Origin of the sequence: Schleiferilactobacillus shenzhenensis LY-73, assembly GCF_000469325.1 — a bacterium.
Lineage (GTDB): Bacteria > Bacillota > Bacilli > Lactobacillales > Lactobacillaceae > Schleiferilactobacillus > Schleiferilactobacillus shenzhenensis.
In genome coordinates this window covers 19,680-37,187 of the sequence record NZ_KI271589.1, presented here as the reverse complement: position 1 = coordinate 37,187, position 17,508 = coordinate 19,680, and the positions used below count along the sequence as shown (strand labels likewise).

The following is a 17,508-nucleotide window of genomic DNA, read 5'->3' as shown; positions in this document are numbered from 1 at the left end:
GGCCCACTGGCATTAACAAGGATGGCACGCGGAGTAGGTATGATCTGCCTACATCCACGAATTGAAGAAAGGTTCCCCTTACCCGTCATACCGCCCCAATGCTTCCTGCAAGCAGGCCACCACGTAGTCCCGAATGTTACGGGGACTCAGGACCCGGACCAAGCCGGCTTGACCGAGCAGCCACATGCGCAGACCGTACCCGTCGTTAGCGGGAATGCGGATACGGTGGACTGGCCGGCCCTGTTCGTCTGGCTGGGGCAGGGCGGCTTCCACCACGGCGTCGGGGAAGCGGTCGATGACGTATTGCGGGTCGTGGTGGTATTCGATTTCTAAAATGATTGGTTCGCCTAAATAAGGATAACGGCCGGTCTGGGCCCGTAATCGGCTGGCTTCGAACCGCTCAGTGTATGAGGTAGACCGATTTCTGGGGGGGGGTAACCATTAAGTGACTGATGCGGCTGATCCTGAAGCGGGTGAACGTCCCCCGATCGGGATCATCAGGCTGGTGGTCGCTGCCGGTGACCAGGTAGAAAAACAGGTCGCCGAAATACAAGCCGGTGGGCGTGAGGGCCGAGAAATGCTGGGCCTGGCCCTCATACGTGTAGGTGAACGTGATGGTCTCGTGGCGGCGGATGGTCTGGCCGAGGGTCAGCAGACGATCCAGCAGCGGACGCGCCGGCACCCCGCGGTAAAAGACCCGGTCGTTCTTCGTCACCCAGTCCAGCAAGGTGTGGTCCTGGCCAGAGGCCACTAATTTAGCCAATAACGGCGACATCTCGCTATTATTCAACGCCCGGCTGTTGGTCAGAATCAAGAGCATGGCCAGCAGTTCGCTGTCGTCGAAGTGGACGTTGGTGCCGGCCAGCTGCTGCTGCATTCGGTATTGGCCGGGGGCCGGACTGACGATGAGCGTGCCTTCCCCAGCGCCGTCCGCCGGTTGGGCGGCCTGCCAACTATGCTTGATCACGGCAATATCCCGCCGGATGATCGACTCGTCTTTGCCAAATTCCGCCATCAGGTCCCGTTTGGTCAGCGTCTGACCGGCCAAGAGCCGCCACATGATGGTCATCAACCGTTCTTGGCTGCCCATCAGCTATTCCCTCCCCATTATATTCAGCATTCTATGATCAGTGCTAGGCTCATTCTGCCTAGTCCCGGGTCAATTCGTCTTGGAAGGCCCGCAGTGTCGGCGACAGCACCAAGTCCGTGCGGCGCACGGCGGAGATCGTGAACCGGGGCTGGTCCGGCTGGCGGATGGGGATCGTCACCAGTCCGTCCGCGGGTGCGACCGCCATGGCGGTGAGAAAACCGATGCCCACCCCCTGGGCAATCATCTGCTTGACGGTGCCGACGTCCCCACTGCGGTAGACAATATTGGGCCGGATGCTGTCCGCGGCGGTGAACCAACGCAACGCCTGGTCGTGGACGAAGCCCTCGGCCAAGACAACGAAAGGCTGGTCGGCCAGTTCCGCTAAACTAAGCGCAGATTGCTGTGCGAGGGGATGACCCACCGGGACAATGATCGTGAAAGGCGCGCTAGCCAACGGTGTGACCGTCAGTCCCGGGACCGTGAGCGGCCCGCTGCTGCCCAGCAAGGCGATGTCGATGCTGCCGTTTTTGAGCATCGCCAGCAGCGTGTCTGAGCCGCCGCTTTGGGTCACGAGGTGTTCCGTCAAGCCCGCAGCGACCAGCCGGCCGGCGATTTTAGGGAAGTAATAGGTCCCGATGATGGGCGGCAGACCGAACCGAATCTTTTCTTCCTGCAAATGATCGATCTCGGTCTGGGCGAGGGTCAGTTCCCGGCCGATGGTCTGGGCGTGGCGGTACAACTGGCGGCCCGCCGGCGTGACTGTGAGGGCGGCGTGGCTCTGATCCCGGTGGATCAGCGTGGTCCCGAATTCATCCTCCAGCCGCTTCACCGCCTGGGTGATGGTCGGCTGGGTGACCCCAAAATGGTGGGCGGCCTGGGTGAAGTTCCCCAGGTCGACGAGTTGAACAAAATATGCTAAGTCACGCGTGTTCATGGTCAGCGGCTCCCCTCTTATAAGGGTATCTTATCACGGCCAGGCCGTGTGACAATAAGAAATTCCGGGGTGTAGAGTCATCGGTGTGATCAAGAGACAGACAAATTGGGAGGTTTATTCACTATGACATACACACCGGAACAATTACTGCACACCCCTTTTCTGAACAAAGGCACCGCCTTCACTTCGGAGGAACGCACGGCGTTAGGCTTGAACGGCCTGTTACCGCCAGCGGTGCAGACGCTGGCCCAGCAACTGAAGCAGGTCTATGCCCAGTACCAGCATAAGCAGACCGACTTGGAGAAGCGCATCTTCCTGATGACTATCTTCAACACCAACCACGTGCTGTTCTTCAAGCTGTTCAGCGAACACGTTAACGAGTTCATGCCCATCGTCTATGATCCGACGATTGCGGACACGATTGAGAATTACAGTGCGCTGTTCGTGGAACCGCAGAATGCCACATACTTGGACATCGATCATCCCGAGAACATCGAAGCGGCGCTGACGAACAGCGCGGCCGGGCGGGACATTCGCCTGATCGTCGTCACGGACGGTGAGGGCATCCTCGGCATCGGCGATTGGGGCACTCAGGGTGTCGATATCGCCGTCGGCAAGCTGATGGTTTACACCGCCGCGGCCGGCATCGACCCTAGCCAGGTGCTCCCCGTCGTCCTCGATGCGGGCACGAACAATGAGGCCCTGCTCAATGACGACTTGTACCTGGGGTTAAGAAAGAAACGCGTCTACGGTAAGCCGTACCACGCCTTCGTTGACCAGTTCGTCACGACTGCCGAGAAACTCTTCCCCAAGTTATACCTGCACTTCGAAGACTTCGGCCGCAGCAACGCCGCTGATATTTTGAACCAGTACAAGGACAAAATCACCGTGTTTAACGACGATATTCAAGGGACCGGTATTATCACTCTGGCCGGGATCCTTGGGGCACTGAACATTTCTGGCGAAAAGATGACCGACCAAGTCTACATGAGCTTCGGGGCCGGGACCGCCGGCGCCGGGATCACCCAACGGATCTACGAAGAATTCATCCAGCAAGGGATGGCCCCGGCGGAAGCCCGGAAGCATTTCTACCTGGTGGATAAGCAGGGTCTGCTGTTCGATGATATGACCGACTTGACGCCGGAGCAGAAGCCCTTCGCCCGTTCCCGCAGCGAGTTCGCCAACGCCGCTGAACTGACGAATCTGGCGGCGGCGGTCAGGGCGGTGCATCCGACCATCCTGGTCGGCACCTCCACCGTTCCAGGCACGTTCACGGAAGACATCGTGAAAGAAATGGCCGCTCACACGCCGCGGCCGATCATCTTTCCGCTGTCCAACCCGACCAAACTGGCCGAGGCCAAGGCGGCCGACCTGATTCGCTGGAGCAACGGCCAAGCCCTAGTCGCCACAGGCATTCCGGCGGCACCGGTAGAATACAACGGGGTGACGTATGCCATCGGCCAGGCCAACAATGCCCTGGTTTACCCCGGCCTGGGCTTGGGCACCATCGCGTCGACGGCCAAGCTCTTGACCGACGGCATGATCTCCGCGGCGGCCCACAGCCTGGGCGGGATCGTGGATGCCAGTCAGCCGGGGGCCGCGGTATTGCCGCCGGTTTCCCAGCTGGCGGCCTTCAGCCAGACCGTGGCGGTGGCCACGGCCAAAGAAGCGGTGGCGGAGAAGCTGAACCAGGAAGCCATCCCCGACGTGGCTCAAGCGGTGCGCAACAGCACCTGGGTTCCAGCGTACGCACCAATTAAGGCGGGTGAGTAAAGCCCTATGACGGCACTATTCACTTCCGTTCAAAGCATTCTCACCATCGTCCTGATCATTGCGCTGGGATATATTCTGCGGGAGAAGAAATGGTTCGACGACAACTTCGCCGGGACGATTTCTAAACTCTTAATGCAGATCGCCCTGCCGGCGTCGATCTTCACCAGCGTCTTGAAGCGGCTGACCGCTAGTAAACTAATCAGTCTTTCCTCGGGCCTGGTGTACGGCTTCGGCGGCGTCGCCTTGGGCTACCTGCTGGCCTTCGCCCTGGTCAAGCTGCTCAAGGTGCGGCCGGGCCGGCGGGGGACGTTCATCAACATGTTCGTCAACGCCAACACGATATTCATCGGTCTGCCGCTGAACATTGCCTTGTTTGGCGACAAGGCGACGGCGTACTTCTTGATGTACTACGTCGTCAACACCGTTTCCACCTGGACCCTGGGTGCGTTTCTGATGTCCTGGGACGACCCGACCAAGGTGGCCGGCAGCGGCACCAAGGCGGCGTTCAACTGGAAGAAACTGCTGCCGCCGCCCCTGTTGGGGTTCTTAGTGGCACTTGTCTTCATGTTTCTGCCCTTCGACGTGATGCAGGTCAGCTGGCTCAGTTTCCTGATCAACGCGCTGGATTACGTTGGCAGTCTGGTGACCCCGTTGTCCTTGGTCTATATCGGGATCATCCTGGCCGATGCTGGGCTGACGTCCATCCGCTTCGACCGGGATACGGTGGTGGCGTTGCTGGGCCGCTTCGTGGCGGCGCCGGCGTTCATCACGCTGCTGATCCTCGGCGGCATGCAGCTGGGTTTCCACGTACCGAGTTTGGAGGCCCAGACGCTGATCGTGCAAGCGTCAGCCCCCGGGCTCGCGGTTCTACCGATTTTGGCGGATAACGGTCATGGTGATGTGAAGTATGCGACCAATGTGGTCACCACGTCGACCGTACTCTTCGCCATTGTGGTACCAATCGTGATGGTATTGGTACAGAACATTTAGAGATTTGATGAAGGGTTAAGAAAAGCCGGCCAATCAGTGGGATTCCCACTTTTTGGCCGGCTATTTTGTTGTCGATGTAAAAAATGGACTATGATATACCATCTAAGCAGAAGTTTTATGGACGGCGGCTGTGGGTTAGCCCTGGAGGAAGTGACGCCATGGGGATTGGAACCAATCCAAAGAAAGGTTTTCCACAGCGTGGATCTGTATCAGGTCTTGTCGCTCATGATTGCGTTTGGCATGCTCATCGCAACCATTATGAGCGACAAGCACAACGAAAAATAACAAAAAAGCCTGTCCCTTAACTTGAGCAGGTTGAAGGCAGGCTTTACCGTCTGAAACTTGGTCGCCGCTCTTAAAGCGGTTTGCACTGGTCGGTGTTCTCACGCACACCGGCCTCTTTTGTATCTACATTATAACAAGTACATTTCTGGTTCGCAAATGGGAAAAGCCGCGCGAATCCCCGCCGTTTGCATGGTAAGATAAGACTGTTAAGCGCTTCATTTCTTACTGAAGAAAGGAATGCATTGAATCCATGACCCATATTCAAATGACGGCGGCAGACGTCGTCGGCCAAACTCAGTTCACCGCGGAGACAGGCGGCTTCAGCCTGACTGGCCGGCTGGGCGGGGGCATTGACGTGACCGGCTTCGCCTCTGCCGCAGAACGTTACCTCACAGCAGTGCTGCGGCCGGCTTCTGCGAACAGCATGGCCTTGAACCTGCTGATCTACACGACGGGGGAGAAAGACCCGGCGATGACGATCCGCTTCGGTATCCTGCCTGAGGTGCGCAGCACGATAGTAATCGACAAAGCCTGGTTCCGCGGCGACGTGCTCTTCCCCGATGCGCCGGTCGGCGGTCTGAAGGTCGTCTGCCATGGCCACGCGGTGGCTCTGGCGGATATTACGCGGATGGAACTGGCCCCGCTGCCCACCGCGGCAGTGACCACGCTGCACGTCACCAACTTGCGGTACACGAATGACTATCCGCGCATCGGTTTGGACCAGAAGGTGCTGGTGGATCAGTTCGGCCAGAACGCGAACAAGGACTGGCCCGAGAAGATCCATTCGGAGACCGAGCTGCAGCAGCGGCTGACCAAGGCTGCTGACGAGGAGCCGGCGCTGCCGGTCAGCAGCTGGGATAAGTACGGCGGCAGCTTGACCCAGCCGCTGACCCCCGGGACAGGGTTCTTCGCCACCAAGAAGGCGGCCGACCGCTGGTATCTGACCGACCCTGCCGGCAATGCCTTCTTCAGCCTGGGTGTGGATTGCGTCGGTGCGGCTAACGACTGCCGCATTGAGGGCATCCATAATTACTTAGAGTGGCTGCCGGAACACAGCGACCCGGAGTACACCCATTTCTTCGCCACTGGGCACACGCCAGCGGGCAAGCCGGTGGAGAGCTTCGCCTTCACCCAGGCCAACCTCCAGCGGGCGTTTGGCAGTCACTGGTACGAGCGCTGGCAGGAGATGATGCTGCACCAGCTGCGCGGATTGGGCATCAACACCATTGGCAACTGGAGCGACCGGGCATTGCTCCGCCGGCAGGCGCTACCTTACGTGACGATGCTGCCGCAGTTCCCGGATACGGCCGTCCACATCTTCCGCGACTTTCCGGACGTTTTCGCCCCGGAGTACACCGCCGAGGCGCAGAAGAGCGCCGCGGCCTTAGCGGCCAAGAAGGATGACCCCTGGATGATCGGGTATTTCTTGAGAAATGAACCCAGCTGGGCGTTCGTTGACCACTTGAACCTGGGCGCCGAAGTATTGGCCAACCCGGCCCGGACGGCCACCAAGGAAAAACTGGTGGCGGTACTGACAGCCCAATACCACGGGAAGATTGTGGACCTGAACGCTGCTTGGCACACGGACTTCACCAGTTTCGACCAGCTCTACACGACGGCCGCGGTACCGGCCGCGGCGGACCAAGACCTGCGGGCCTTTTCTCGCCAGATGGTCAAGCAGTACGTCAGTGTGCCGGCGGCCGCTTGCCGGGCGGTGGATCCGAACCACCTGATTCTGGGCATGCGCTGGGCCTGGGTCTCTGATCCGGACTTGATCGCTGGGTGGGAAGACTACGATGTCTTTTCGATCAACTGTTACGCCATGGATCCCACCAAGGAACTGGACCAGATTCGGGCGCTGGGGGTGGATCGACCGGTGATGATCGGCGAATTTCACTTCGGCGCGCTGGACGCTGGACCAACCGCCACGGGCCTGGAAGCCGTCAGCAGCCAGGCCGACCGGGGCACCGCCTTCCGCCATTACTGCGAAGCGGTGGCCGCCACGCCCAACGGCGTCGGCTGCCACTACTTCCAGGCCTATGACCAGTTCGCCCTGGGCCGCTTCGATGGGGAGAATTACAACATTGGTCTGTTCGATATCTGCAGTCAGCCCTACGAGGCACTGGGCGCGGCGGTGCGCGCCACGGCCCAGCACATCGACGCCATCAACGCCGGTGAGGCCCAGCCCACTGCGCCGCTAGTCACGGAGCTGCCGATGATTGCCTATTAATGGTATCGTAGGAATCATCATACGAGAAAGCAGGGGAGAAAAGTGCGACCCACGATCGACGACGTGGCCAAGACGGCAAATGTCTCTAAGGCCACGGTATCACGTTACTTAAACGGGCACTTTGAACGCATGTCAGCCGCCACGCGGGACCGCATCGCGGCGGTGGTGGCCCAGCTGGGTTTCGTGCCCAACCGCCAGGCCAGTGCCTTGAAGTCCCGGCGGACCCACCTGATCGGCGTGGTGGTGGCCGACCTGGCTAATATTTATTCCACCCTGCTGATCACGGGGATCAATGACGTGACCAAGGAGGCAGGGGACCAGATTTTGGTGGCGGGGGCCGGGAATGATCTGGCGGAGGAGAAACGGGTGCTCCACCTGCTCATTGGCCAAGGCGTCGACGGCATCATCCTGCAGCCGATGAGTCAGGATTCTCACCAGTACGACTTTGTCCGTCTCGCCGGTATCCCCATGGTGATCGTGGACCGGGACAGTCTGCCTCGGCGCCATGTCACCGTGGCCTCCAGTGATTACAGCGCCAGCCGGACCTTAGCGGAAACGGTGATTCGGGCCGGGTACAAGGACATCATCGTTTTCGCCAATCCGGTGCAATTGGTGTCGTCCCGGATGCTGCGCTACCGCGGCTTTGCGGACGTGGGCCAAGACCACCATATTCCCGTGACACTGCTGGAGACCCACGGCGATAGTGCCGCCGAGGCCGATGTCAGTATGATCGGCGCCTGGCTGACGGCCCATCCGGGACACCGGCCGGCCGTCTTCACCACCAATGGCCGGCTGCTGATGGCCGCCTTGTTCTGGATGCAGGATCAGGGCTTGCAGACGCCGCGGGACCTGGGCATCTGCGGCTACGATGATTGGGACTGGGCGCGGTTAGCCGGGCCGGGGATCACCAGCGTTAATCAGCATCCCCAGCAGATTGGCCAGAAGGCCGCTGAGTTTTTGTACCAGGCCGTGAACGGCACCCCGGCCCCGGCGACGCGCATCGAAATTCCGGCGACCCTCGATTTGCGCCACTCACTTTAAGCCATTCATTATTGCGCCAACGGACGTTACCCAGCGTCCGCTGGCGTTTTTTTTTGTTGTCTTCAAAAAAGTTTCTGGAAGCGCTTGACGGATTAGGGAAACCGGTTTACTATATTGACCATAGAGATTGGGAAATCGGTTTCCCACTTTTTACTCAGCCCCGCAGGTCCCTATCCGAAGGAGGATGTCCCATGACCACACCAATGATTGCCGCTAACTTTTTGCTCTTGGCCGACGAATGGCAAGCCGGCCGGTCCCAAGCAGAACTGATGCCCGAGTTGATCGACCTGGGTTTTGACACGATTGAGATTCGCCGCGAGTACTTCCGCAATATGACGGAAGAAATTCCAGCCGTGGCCCAACTGGCCCGCGCCCACGGCGTGACCTTGTACTACAGCGTCCCCGACGAAGTATTCGTCGACGGCGCCGTGAACCCGAAGCTGCAGGGTTACCTGGACGAGGGCAAGCAGTTAGGGATCAAGAAGATCAAGTGGAATACCGGCGACTTCGCCCATTTCACCGGCGATTTGGCTGCCGTCTTGACTCCGCTGATTGACCAAGGCATCGAAATCAATATTGAAAACGACCAAACCCAGACCAGCGGGACGTTGGCGCCCATTACCGCTTTTCTCACTGCTATCAAAGCCGCCCATGTGGACTTAGGGTATGTCTACGACTTAGGCAACTGGCCCTTCGTCGGTGCCGACCCGGTCGCTGCAGCGCAATCGCTAGCACCGTTCGTGCGGTACATCCACGTGAAGGACGACGTGACCACGGGCACCCATCCGGTGACTGTCCCCTTGGATGAGGGCGACCTGCCGTGGCGCGACATCCTGGACATCCTGCCCCAGGATGTGCCGGTAGCGTTGGAATACCCGACCGGGGCACACGACGTCATCACGATTGGGCAGAAGAAGCTTGCCCAGTATTACGCAGCGAAGTAAACCCACAATCAAGGAGTGATCCACCATGCCACAAGAACGCGTACAGATCGATCCGCAGCAGTTTGCCGAGCAATTCTTGAGCACACTGAACATTGATGTCCAACCCCGTGACCAGGATTTAGAAAGTGCCGCCAAGCAGGCCCTGGCTGCATATCTGTCGGCCTACTTCCTGGCGGAGCGGTTCAATTCAACGGAGAATACTTTCTTCGTGGACAAAGGCAACCAAGGCATCAAGTCCAGCTACCAGCGGATTTTGAGCGAACTGAACGACTATTAAGCGAGGAGGGTGACATTTATGGGAACAGCAATAACCGGCATCTTGCTCATCGCCACCTTCATCGGCTTCGTCGTTTACGCCATGAAGGGCGGCAATCTGACCGTCGGCTTCCTGGTGATGGCCGTGGCCTGGACAATCATTGGATTGGTGCCGCTGAATGTGGCCGTTAAAGAAATTTTCACCGACCCCGTACTCGGGTACGGGAAGACGGCCCTTTATATCATCCTCGGTTCCTGGTTTGGCCGGGTGCTGGTGGATACGGGGATTGCCGGCAGTATTAGTCGGCGGACGCAGAAAATCGGGAAGAATGCGCCCGTCTTCGCCACGATCCTGATTGCCTGGATTACCGCGTTGATTTTCTCCAGTGCCTACGGTGTTGGTTCCGCCATCGCAGTCGGCGTGATTCTCTTCCCCATCATGTTTTCGATGGGCGTCCCGCGGCGGGTGGCCGTTTCAGTTTTCACCCTCTCGATTGGGGCGGCGATGTATATTAACCCCGTCCTGTTCAATCAGTTCACGGTATTCTTCAAAGGCGTCAAGTGGAATGATCACTACCTCCGCTTCGGCTTCGTGGCTGCGGCAATTCAGATGATCATCGTGATGGCGATGATTCTGTTCTACGCCCGGAAAATCCGTCATGGCCAGCCTGAAATGATTGCTGAAGAAGAAGGGGAAGTCCAAGAAGTGCACTGGATCACCTATATCTTGCCCGTGGTCCCGGTCGCAATGAGCATTTTCTTCAAGTGGGATGCTATTCCGGCCTTGCTGCTGGCGACCTTGCTAGCCTTTGCGATGACCGGCAACATGAAGACTTACAAAGGGTTCGTGACGATGATGAACGATACGGCCAAGACGGCCATTGGCGACATCGCCGGGTTGCTCATCATGCTGTTAGTGCTGACCATGTTCCAGAGTGCCGCCGTGCACACGATGGGCCAGTTCACCAGCCTGTTCAAGAGCATTATCCCGAATAACCGGTTCTTGCTGGTCATCATCATGATGGTCATTGCCCCGTTATCTTACTTCCGTGGCCCACTCATGCTTTATGGTGCGGGTGCCGCCACCGCGGCGATTTTCACTGCCACGGGGATGTTCCCGCCGTATTTCTTATATGGCCTGCTGGTGGTGCCAACGATGATGGCTGTTTCTGCCGACATCACCCAGTCTTGGAACCTGTGGTCAGTGGAGTATGCCGGGCTCGACACGAAGACGTTCCTGCTCACGGGTTTGCCCTGGGCTTGGATCGCGACGGCATTCAACCTGGTTGTCGCTTACGTATTAATGTAAACTCTTCCATAAGAAGATTATTTTAGAAAGCAGGTTATCACCATGTCAGAATTCTTAACCATCGGCGAACCCATCGCCCTCTTTGCTTCAGAAGATATGGACAAGTCGCTGAAAGACGCCGTCCATTTCCACAAGTTCTTGGCCGGTGCCGAAGTGAACGTGGCGGTGGGGGTTTCCCGCCTGGGCCACTCCGCCCAGTACATCACCCGTTTAGGGGAAGATCCTTTCGGCGACTTCATTAAGGATCAGTTGGCTGAAAACCAGATTGGGACGGATTACATTTCTTCCACCCCGGACTACTGGACGGCCTTCCAATTGAAGGACCGGGTCTCCCATGGCGACCCCAGCATCTTCTACTTCCGGCGCAACTCGGCGGCGGCCCACTTTGAAAAGCGCATGCTGGACAAGATCGATTTCTCCGGCGTCAAGTTTGCCCACTTGTCCGGCATCTTTCCGGCGATTTCTGACCAAGCCTTGGACGCCTTCAAGTACTTGATTCAACTGCTGCATGAACACAACATCCGCACCACCTTCGACCCTAACCTGCGGCCGCAGCTATGGTCCAGTCAGGAGAAGATGGCCGGTACGCTGAACGAACTGGCCAAGGAAGCCGAGATCATTCTGCCTGGGGACAACGAGGGGAAGATCCTGGTGGGCAGCGACGACCCTAAGGCGATTGCTGACTTCTACCTGGGTCAGAGCGACCGCACGCAAACGGTGGTCGTGAAGACGGGGGCGAAGGGCGCATACGTCCAGACGAAGGCCGGCGATAGTTACACGGTGCCGGGCTTCAAGGTCGACCAGGTGGTCGATACGGTTGGTGCGGGCGATGGCTTCGCCCTAGGGCTGGTCACCGCGTTAATGGAAGGCCAGTCCTTACGGGACGCAGTCATCCGGGCCAATGCGGTCGGGGCCTTCGCCGTGCAAGCACCGGGCGACAACGACGGCTACCCGACACCGGAGAAGCTGGCCGCATTCCTGGCCGCCAATCCGCGATAAACGACAATTCGCCAATACGTGCTATGATTCTGCTGGCACGTATTTTGCGTTGATGAAGACGAGAAAGGGGACAGTTATGCAACTCCAAGCAGCCATTGATCGGTTGTCGCTGGATGATGCGGCGGCGTTGGCCAAGCAACTGGACGGGGTCGTGGACATCGTTGAGATGGGCACCTCGCTGGTCAAGGATTACGGGTACCACGGAATGATCACGATGCGGGCGGCCGTGCAGCGCAGTCGGCTGCTGGTCGACCTGAAGACTATCGATGAAGGGGCCTATGAGTTTACCCAAGGATTCCAGGCCGGTGCTGATATTTTGACCGTCATGGGCGCCAGTTCCCACGCGACGATTGCCGCTGTGGCGGCAGTCACCCAAGCCGCTCAGCGGACCATGATGATCGACCTGATGGAGACGACCGCGGACAAGCAAGCAGCCATCAGTGATTTCCCGGAGGCCATCTATTGTCTGCACCACAGTACCGACCGGCAGGACAAGATGGCGCCGACGGCCACGGTGGCAGCGTTCCACCAGCAATTCCCCAGCTTGAAGCACTTGGCGATTGCTGGCGGCGTCGACCAGGCTGGGGCGGCCGCGTTGGCAACCCAGGGCCTGACGGACATCGTGATCGTCGGTTCCGCGATTACCAAAGCCAACGATCCGGCGGCTGCAGCACACGATTTAATGGAGGTAGTTCACAAATGACAACAGTTTTACCCGATATTATGCACGAGATCAACACGGTGATGGCCCTGGTGGACGAAAAACAGCTGGACCAGGCGATGCCCTTTCTCACCAAAGACAAACGGATCTTCGTCATCGGCGCCGGTCGTTCTGGCTTCCAGGCGAAAGGCTTCGCCATGCGCTTGATGCACATCGGTTACACCGATTACGTCATGGGCGAGACCATTACCCCGTCGATTCAAAAGGGCGACACGTGGGTGGCGGTGTCCGGTTCTGGCACGACCAAGACCATTGTGGCGGATACGGAAGCGGCCAAAAAACTGGGGCTGAACGTGGTGGCGTTCACCAGTGACCCGGAATCACCGCTGGCCAAACTGGCCGATGCCGTCGTGGTCGTTCCCGGGGCGACTAAGACCGGGGCGGGCGTCGAGTCCATCCAGCTCTTGTCGACGCTCTTCGATCAGACGGTGCATATCACCCTGGATGCCCTCTGCCTGAAGCTGGCTAAACGGGATGATACGAGTAACGCGGCAGCGCTTCACGCCCACGTCAATGTAGAGTAGAATGGTGTTGACCAAGTAATATATCAGTCCACAAAAGAAAAGGAGCTTTTCTTCCATGCAAAAAGTTGATCGTCTGATGCGCCTGCAAAAGGCCGGTGTCGTTGCCGTTGTCCGCGGGGATAGTCCGGAGGTGGCCGAGAAGACCGCCGATGCCGTTATTGCCGGCGGGGTCACCGCTATTGAGTTGACCTTCACGGTGCCCCATGCGGACCAAGTGATCGCCAACCTGACGAAGAAGTACGCCGATGACAAGAGCGTCGTTATCGGGGCTGGTACCGTCTTAGATCCGGCCACCGCCCGGGTCGCAATGATTGCTGGGGCAGAGTTTGTGGTGAGCCCCAGCTTCAACCCGGAGACCGCTAAGATGTGCAACCTGTACGCGACACCGTACACCCCCGGCTGCATGAGCCCCACGGAGATGCAGCAGGCGCTGGAGTCTGGCGTTGATCTGGTCAAGCTGTTCCCGGGTGCGGTGATGAAGCCGGCCATGGTCAAGGCTGTCCTGGCGCCGTTCCCGTACCTGAGCATCATGCCCACCGGCGGTGTCAACGTCGACAATATGGCGGAATGGTTCGCCGCGGGTGTGGCCCTGGTCGGTGCCGGCAGTAATCTGACGGCAGGGGCCAAGACTGGCGATTACGCGGCGGTGACTGCCCAAGCCAAGAAGTACCAGGCTAAGTTGGCGGAGATTCGCGGCTAACTGTTTTCAGTAAGAACTATACAGAGGGACCGGCACGCCGGCCTCTCTTTTTGTTTGCTTGTGAAACATCGTTTTGGACGCAAAATTATCTAGCGATATATTTTGAAACGGGATTTCCCACGTGCTACGATTAAATCGGTTTCAAGGTGCACTTATTCAGCTTATTTTGGAGGCGGAAAACATGAGAAAACACACGCACGGCTGGCTGGCTCTCGCGGCCGGCTTAGCCCTGCTGCTGATTGCGGTCAGCGGGTGTGGCAACAGCAAACCCAAGGCGGCCAGCACCGTTTCTCCCACCAGTAAAGTGGTGACGACGACGGTCTATTCCAAGGCCCTGGGGATCGACTGGAATTATGACGTCTACCTGCCGGCGGGATATAACCCGACGGCCAGCAAGCGTTACCCGGTGGTCTACATGATGCACGGGCTGTACGGCAATCACCGTAACCTGCTGGAGCGGTTCAATTCCCAGCAGATGCTGGACGGTATTATTCACCGGGCCAACCAAAGGGCCATCGTGGTCTTCATCGACGGCTTCAACTCGTTCTACATCAACGCCAAGGGCGGCATGCAGATGGAGACCGCAATCATGAAGGACCTAATTCCCACCATCAACAAGACTTACAAGGTGAGCACCGCCCGCCAGGACCACGCCCTCGGCGGCATTTCCATGGGCGGTTACGGGGCGGCTCGCTTGGCGCTGAAGTACCCGGACTACTTTTCTAAAGCGGTCCTCGTCTCCCCGGCGGTCTGGTATGACTTGCCGGCCGATAACATCTTCCGCAAGTCGCTCCATGCCTTCACTGACGGCCACACGAATTGGTCGGACAAGGTCTATAACAGCGTCTTCCCGACCCATTATCTGAGCGCCGAGTCCAAGAATGTTCAGTTCTACGTGGAATCGACCAGCTCGGATACCACCGTGCCCATCAAGGACGTGACCCGCTTCGTTAAGGCGGTCAAGGCCAACGGCAACAGCGTCAAGTTCGTCAAGGACAGCGGTGACAATCACAACTGGACCTATTGGACCAAGGCCATGCCCAAGGGGTACCAATGGGTCATCGACCAGTTCAAGGTCGGCAAGTAGAAAGGCGGGGAGACCATCATGAAGAATGAGAGTTATGAAGAAATGGCCAAGAAAATCCTGGCCGATGTTGGCGGCAAGGACAATATCCAGTCGAACGTGGCTTGTATGACTCGCCTGCGCCTGGGCGTCAAGGATAAGGGCCAGGTCAATGTGGATGCATTGAAGAAAATCGACGGTGTCCTGGCCGTGGTCGATGCGGATAGCTTGCAAGTCGTCCTGGGACCGGGCAAGGTCAACCAAGTGGCCCAGCCGTTTGCTTCGCTGACCCAGGTACCGCTGGGTGCCGACGATGAGGATGAGGCCACGGTGGCCCAGGATAGCGAGCGCGCGGGCGGTGACGTGCGGGACATTGCCAAGGAAAACAAAGCCGAGAACAAGGCCAGACACGATAAGCCGCTCCAGCGCGGTCTGCAGCATATTGCCAACGTGTTCATCCCGTTATTGCCGGGGATCATTGCTGCTGGCCTGATCAACGGGCTGACTAATGTCATCGACTACCAGACTGGTTCCGCGTTCGTGAACGACTGGTGGTACATGACGATCAAGACGCTGGGCTGGGGTCTGTTCACCTTTCTGCCCATCTTCGTCGGTATGAACGCGGCCCGGGAATTCCACGGGAGCGCGATTCTTGGCGGTTTAGGCGGGACCTTGTGCCTCGGTGTCGTGGTGCCCGGCTTCCCGCTGGGGTCGCAAGCCATCACGATGCCGTTGACCAACACGCCTTACGTGGTCGGTGTCGGCGGGCTGTTGACGGCCCTGTTCATGGGCATCTTCTTCGCCTGGCTGGAGAAGCAGATTCGGCGGTGGATGCCGACGGTGCTGGACACGTTCTTCACACCGCTGCTGACCGTGATCATCGGCGCCCTGGTGGCGGTGGTTTTCCTGCAGCCGGTGGGCAGTTGGCTGACCAACGCGATTTACTTGGTCATGGACTTCGTCTACGGCAAGCTCAGCGTATTCGGCGGCTTCATCCTGTCCTCCACGTTCCTCGGCCTTGTCTCCGTCGGCCTGCACCAGGCGTTGACGCCGATCCACGTGCTGCTCAATGACCCCACCGGCCCGACCCACGGCATCAACTACCTCTTGCCCATCCTGATGATGGCTGGCGGCGGGCAAGTCGGCGCCGGCTTTGCTCTATACTTCAAGAGCAAGAATGCCCGGTTCAGAAAGATGGTGATGAGCTCGATTCCCGTGGCCATTCTGGGGATCGGCGAACCGCTGATGTACGCGGTGACCTTACCGCTGGGCCGGTCGTTTTTGACGGCGTGCATCGGCGCTGGGTTCGGCGGGGTGGTTGCTTCACTGTTCCATCTGGGCGCTGTCTCCCAGGGTGTCTCTGGTTTGTTCGGCCTGCTGATCATGCAGCCAGGGCAGCAGCTGAGCTATCTGCTGGCGATGGCCGTCGCGTATTTGGGCGGGTTCGTTGTCACCTGGTTCTTTGGGGTGGATGAAGGACGGATTGATGAGATCTATCCGGAGCAGTAGTGCCACGATGTAATACCCGTTTTTGCAAGGTTAGGAAGCGTCAGCCACGCGGCTCCTGACCTTGCTTTTTATTTGCGCAGAAAAAAGAGGGCTGATCTGTTTGACCCTTTTTGGCAAAAAAGTATAATTTCTTCAATTAATGGCTTGACAGTGAAGAAAATCTCATGATTAGTGCAATCCGTGAGCGTCTTACCTACAAGCAATTGTGTATGATGTATTGGCTGTTAATTCACATCAACTGCAATCTGTAAAAGAGGGGCGATGAGAGCCATGGAAGAAAGACATACAGGGCGTTCTATTACCCGCAAATATTACTGGTTAGCTGTGGCAGTCGTCTTGATCATTGAGCAAATTGTTCTGATGATCGCCGGCTGGTGGCCGTTATTGATCACCAGCGGCGGCTACCACGTCGAGCTGATCCTCTTAGAAACCGGCGTGAATTTAGCCCTGTTATGGGCTGCTGAACACTGGTTGCACATTCATGTTCCTTTCGCTGGACGGACCTTGTTATGGGGCCTTTTGTTGAGTGCCCCAATCATATGGCTCAACATCGGCCAGTCACTGCCGGACATTTGGCCGGAAGTTCAAACCATGTGGCGCTTAGAAGACTTTCACGCCCTCATTCCCTGGAGTATCCTCCAAGTTGTTTTGATTGCCGTGGCCGAAGAAGTTCTTTTCCGCGGCGTCGTCTTTCAGCTTTTGCGGCATGTCTTACAGGGAACGCGCTGGCCTGTTTTTAGCACGGTCGTTCTGACCAGCCTGCTTTTTGCTCTGATGCACCTGAATAATGCGGCTGGGGCACCGAATTTCTTGTTTCCCACCATCTACAACATGCTGACCGTCTTCGGCTGGGCATTGGCGGTGACGATGGTGATGCTGCTGACCCGTTCCCTCTGGCCGGGCATGATCGTGCACTTCTTAACTGATCTTTACCCCGTGACGCGGCAGTTTGCGTTTCCCGGCGGCATGTATAACCTCGAGGACCACCCCTTCAGTTGGGCCCAGTTGACTGCCGCCGGCGAATTCATGCTGCTGGGCGTCGTCATTGCACTGGTTTATATGGTAGTCTATTTGGTGATTCGCCGCCGGCATCCCCAGTGGGTCCTGACGTTTGCCTAGCCAGAATTGGCCGGTGATACTG

General features: G+C 58.1%; 18 protein-coding genes. 15 read left to right on the top strand and 3 right to left on the bottom strand.

Features of this window, described 5'->3' with window-relative positions; all coding sequences use genetic code 11:
- Window positions 1-78 precede the first annotated feature (78 nt).
- The 3 genes from L248_RS16320 to L248_RS07635 form a co-directional block, all read right to left on the bottom strand.
- Window positions 79-273 (bottom strand): WCX domain-containing protein, encoded by a 195-nt coding sequence (locus L248_RS16320; RefSeq protein WP_483826411.1) that lies wholly within the window; start codon window positions 271-273, stop codon window positions 79-81.
- Between the two features lie 127 nt (window positions 274-400).
- Window positions 401-1,090, bottom strand: a complete 690-nt coding sequence (locus tag L248_RS07640; RefSeq protein ID WP_022529583.1) for a helix-turn-helix transcriptional regulator — start codon at window positions 1,088-1,090, stop codon at window positions 401-403.
- A gap of 58 nt (window positions 1,091-1,148) precedes the next feature.
- On the bottom strand, window positions 1,149-2,024 hold the full coding sequence (locus tag L248_RS07635; protein ID WP_022529582.1) for a LysR family transcriptional regulator: 876 nt from the start codon (window positions 2,022-2,024) through the stop codon (window positions 1,149-1,151).
- A gap of 123 nt (window positions 2,025-2,147) precedes the next feature.
- On the opposite strand from L248_RS07635, the gene L248_RS07630 reads away from it, so the two are divergent.
- The 15 genes from L248_RS07630 (at window position 2,148) to L248_RS07565 (ending at window position 17,486) form a co-directional block, all read left to right on the top strand.
- Window positions 2,148-3,797, top strand: coding sequence for a malolactic enzyme (locus tag L248_RS07630; protein WP_022529581.1), 1,650 nt, complete (start codon window positions 2,148-2,150; stop codon window positions 3,795-3,797).
- Window positions 3,798-3,803: 6 nt separating this feature from the next.
- Window positions 3,804-4,787 carry an AEC family transporter gene (locus L248_RS07625; RefSeq protein WP_022529580.1) on the top strand — a complete coding sequence of 328 codons (984 nt, stop codon included), beginning with the start codon at window positions 3,804-3,806 and terminating at the stop codon, window positions 4,785-4,787.
- A 90-nt stretch (window positions 4,788-4,877) separates the two neighbouring features.
- On the top strand, window positions 4,878-5,072 hold the full coding sequence (locus L248_RS16525) for a putative holin-like toxin (protein ID WP_425423448.1): 195 nt from the start codon (window positions 4,878-4,880) through the stop codon (window positions 5,070-5,072).
- Between the two features lie 250 nt (window positions 5,073-5,322).
- Complete coding sequence (locus L248_RS07620; RefSeq protein WP_040535560.1) at window positions 5,323-7,302, top strand: beta-galactosidase; 1,980 nt, start codon at window positions 5,323-5,325, stop codon at window positions 7,300-7,302.
- Between the two features lie 42 nt (window positions 7,303-7,344).
- Window positions 7,345-8,343 carry a LacI family DNA-binding transcriptional regulator gene (locus L248_RS07615; RefSeq protein WP_022529576.1) on the top strand — a complete coding sequence of 333 codons (999 nt, stop codon included), beginning with the start codon at window positions 7,345-7,347 and terminating at the stop codon, window positions 8,341-8,343.
- A gap of 191 nt (window positions 8,344-8,534) precedes the next feature.
- Entirely contained in the window at window positions 8,535-9,287 is a 753-nt protein-coding gene (locus L248_RS07610; RefSeq protein WP_022529575.1) for a sugar phosphate isomerase/epimerase family protein, read from the top strand.
- 25 nt (window positions 9,288-9,312) lie between these two features.
- Window positions 9,313-9,564, top strand: coding sequence for a hypothetical protein (locus L248_RS07605; protein ID WP_022529574.1), 252 nt, complete (start codon window positions 9,313-9,315; stop codon window positions 9,562-9,564).
- Between the two features lie 18 nt (window positions 9,565-9,582).
- Window positions 9,583-10,851 (top strand): hypothetical protein, encoded by a 1,269-nt coding sequence (locus L248_RS07600; RefSeq protein WP_022529573.1) that lies wholly within the window; start codon window positions 9,583-9,585, stop codon window positions 10,849-10,851.
- Between the two features lie 42 nt (window positions 10,852-10,893).
- A complete protein-coding gene (locus tag L248_RS07595) occupies window positions 10,894-11,850 on the top strand; it encodes a sugar kinase (RefSeq protein ID WP_022529572.1) in 957 nt (318 codons plus the stop codon).
- 76 nt (window positions 11,851-11,926) lie between these two features.
- Window positions 11,927-12,553 (top strand): orotidine 5'-phosphate decarboxylase / HUMPS family protein, encoded by a 627-nt coding sequence (locus L248_RS07590; RefSeq protein WP_022529571.1) that lies wholly within the window; start codon window positions 11,927-11,929, stop codon window positions 12,551-12,553.
- The gene (gene hxlB / locus L248_RS07585) at window positions 12,550-13,095 is read left to right on the top strand and encodes a 6-phospho-3-hexuloisomerase (RefSeq protein ID WP_022529570.1); all 546 of its coding nucleotides are present in this window, start codon (window positions 12,550-12,552) and stop codon (window positions 13,093-13,095) included. The genes L248_RS07590 and hxlB overlap by 4 nt, the downstream gene beginning before the upstream one ends.
- A gap of 55 nt (window positions 13,096-13,150) precedes the next feature.
- Complete coding sequence (locus L248_RS07580; protein WP_022529569.1) at window positions 13,151-13,795, top strand: bifunctional 2-keto-4-hydroxyglutarate aldolase/2-keto-3-deoxy-6-phosphogluconate aldolase; 645 nt, start codon at window positions 13,151-13,153, stop codon at window positions 13,793-13,795.
- A gap of 181 nt (window positions 13,796-13,976) precedes the next feature.
- Window positions 13,977-14,882, top strand: a complete 906-nt coding sequence (locus L248_RS07575) for an alpha/beta hydrolase (protein ID WP_022529568.1) — start codon at window positions 13,977-13,979, stop codon at window positions 14,880-14,882.
- Window positions 14,883-14,900: 18 nt separating this feature from the next.
- Window positions 14,901-16,367 carry a PTS transporter subunit EIIC gene (locus L248_RS07570; protein ID WP_022529567.1) on the top strand — a complete coding sequence of 489 codons (1,467 nt, stop codon included), beginning with the start codon at window positions 14,901-14,903 and terminating at the stop codon, window positions 16,365-16,367.
- Window positions 16,368-16,637: 270 nt separating this feature from the next.
- Window positions 16,638-17,486: a CPBP family intramembrane glutamic endopeptidase gene (locus L248_RS07565; protein WP_040535557.1), complete on the top strand. Its 849-nt coding sequence runs from the start codon at window positions 16,638-16,640 to the stop codon at window positions 17,484-17,486.
- The last annotated feature ends 22 nt before the right edge of the window (window positions 17,487-17,508 follow it).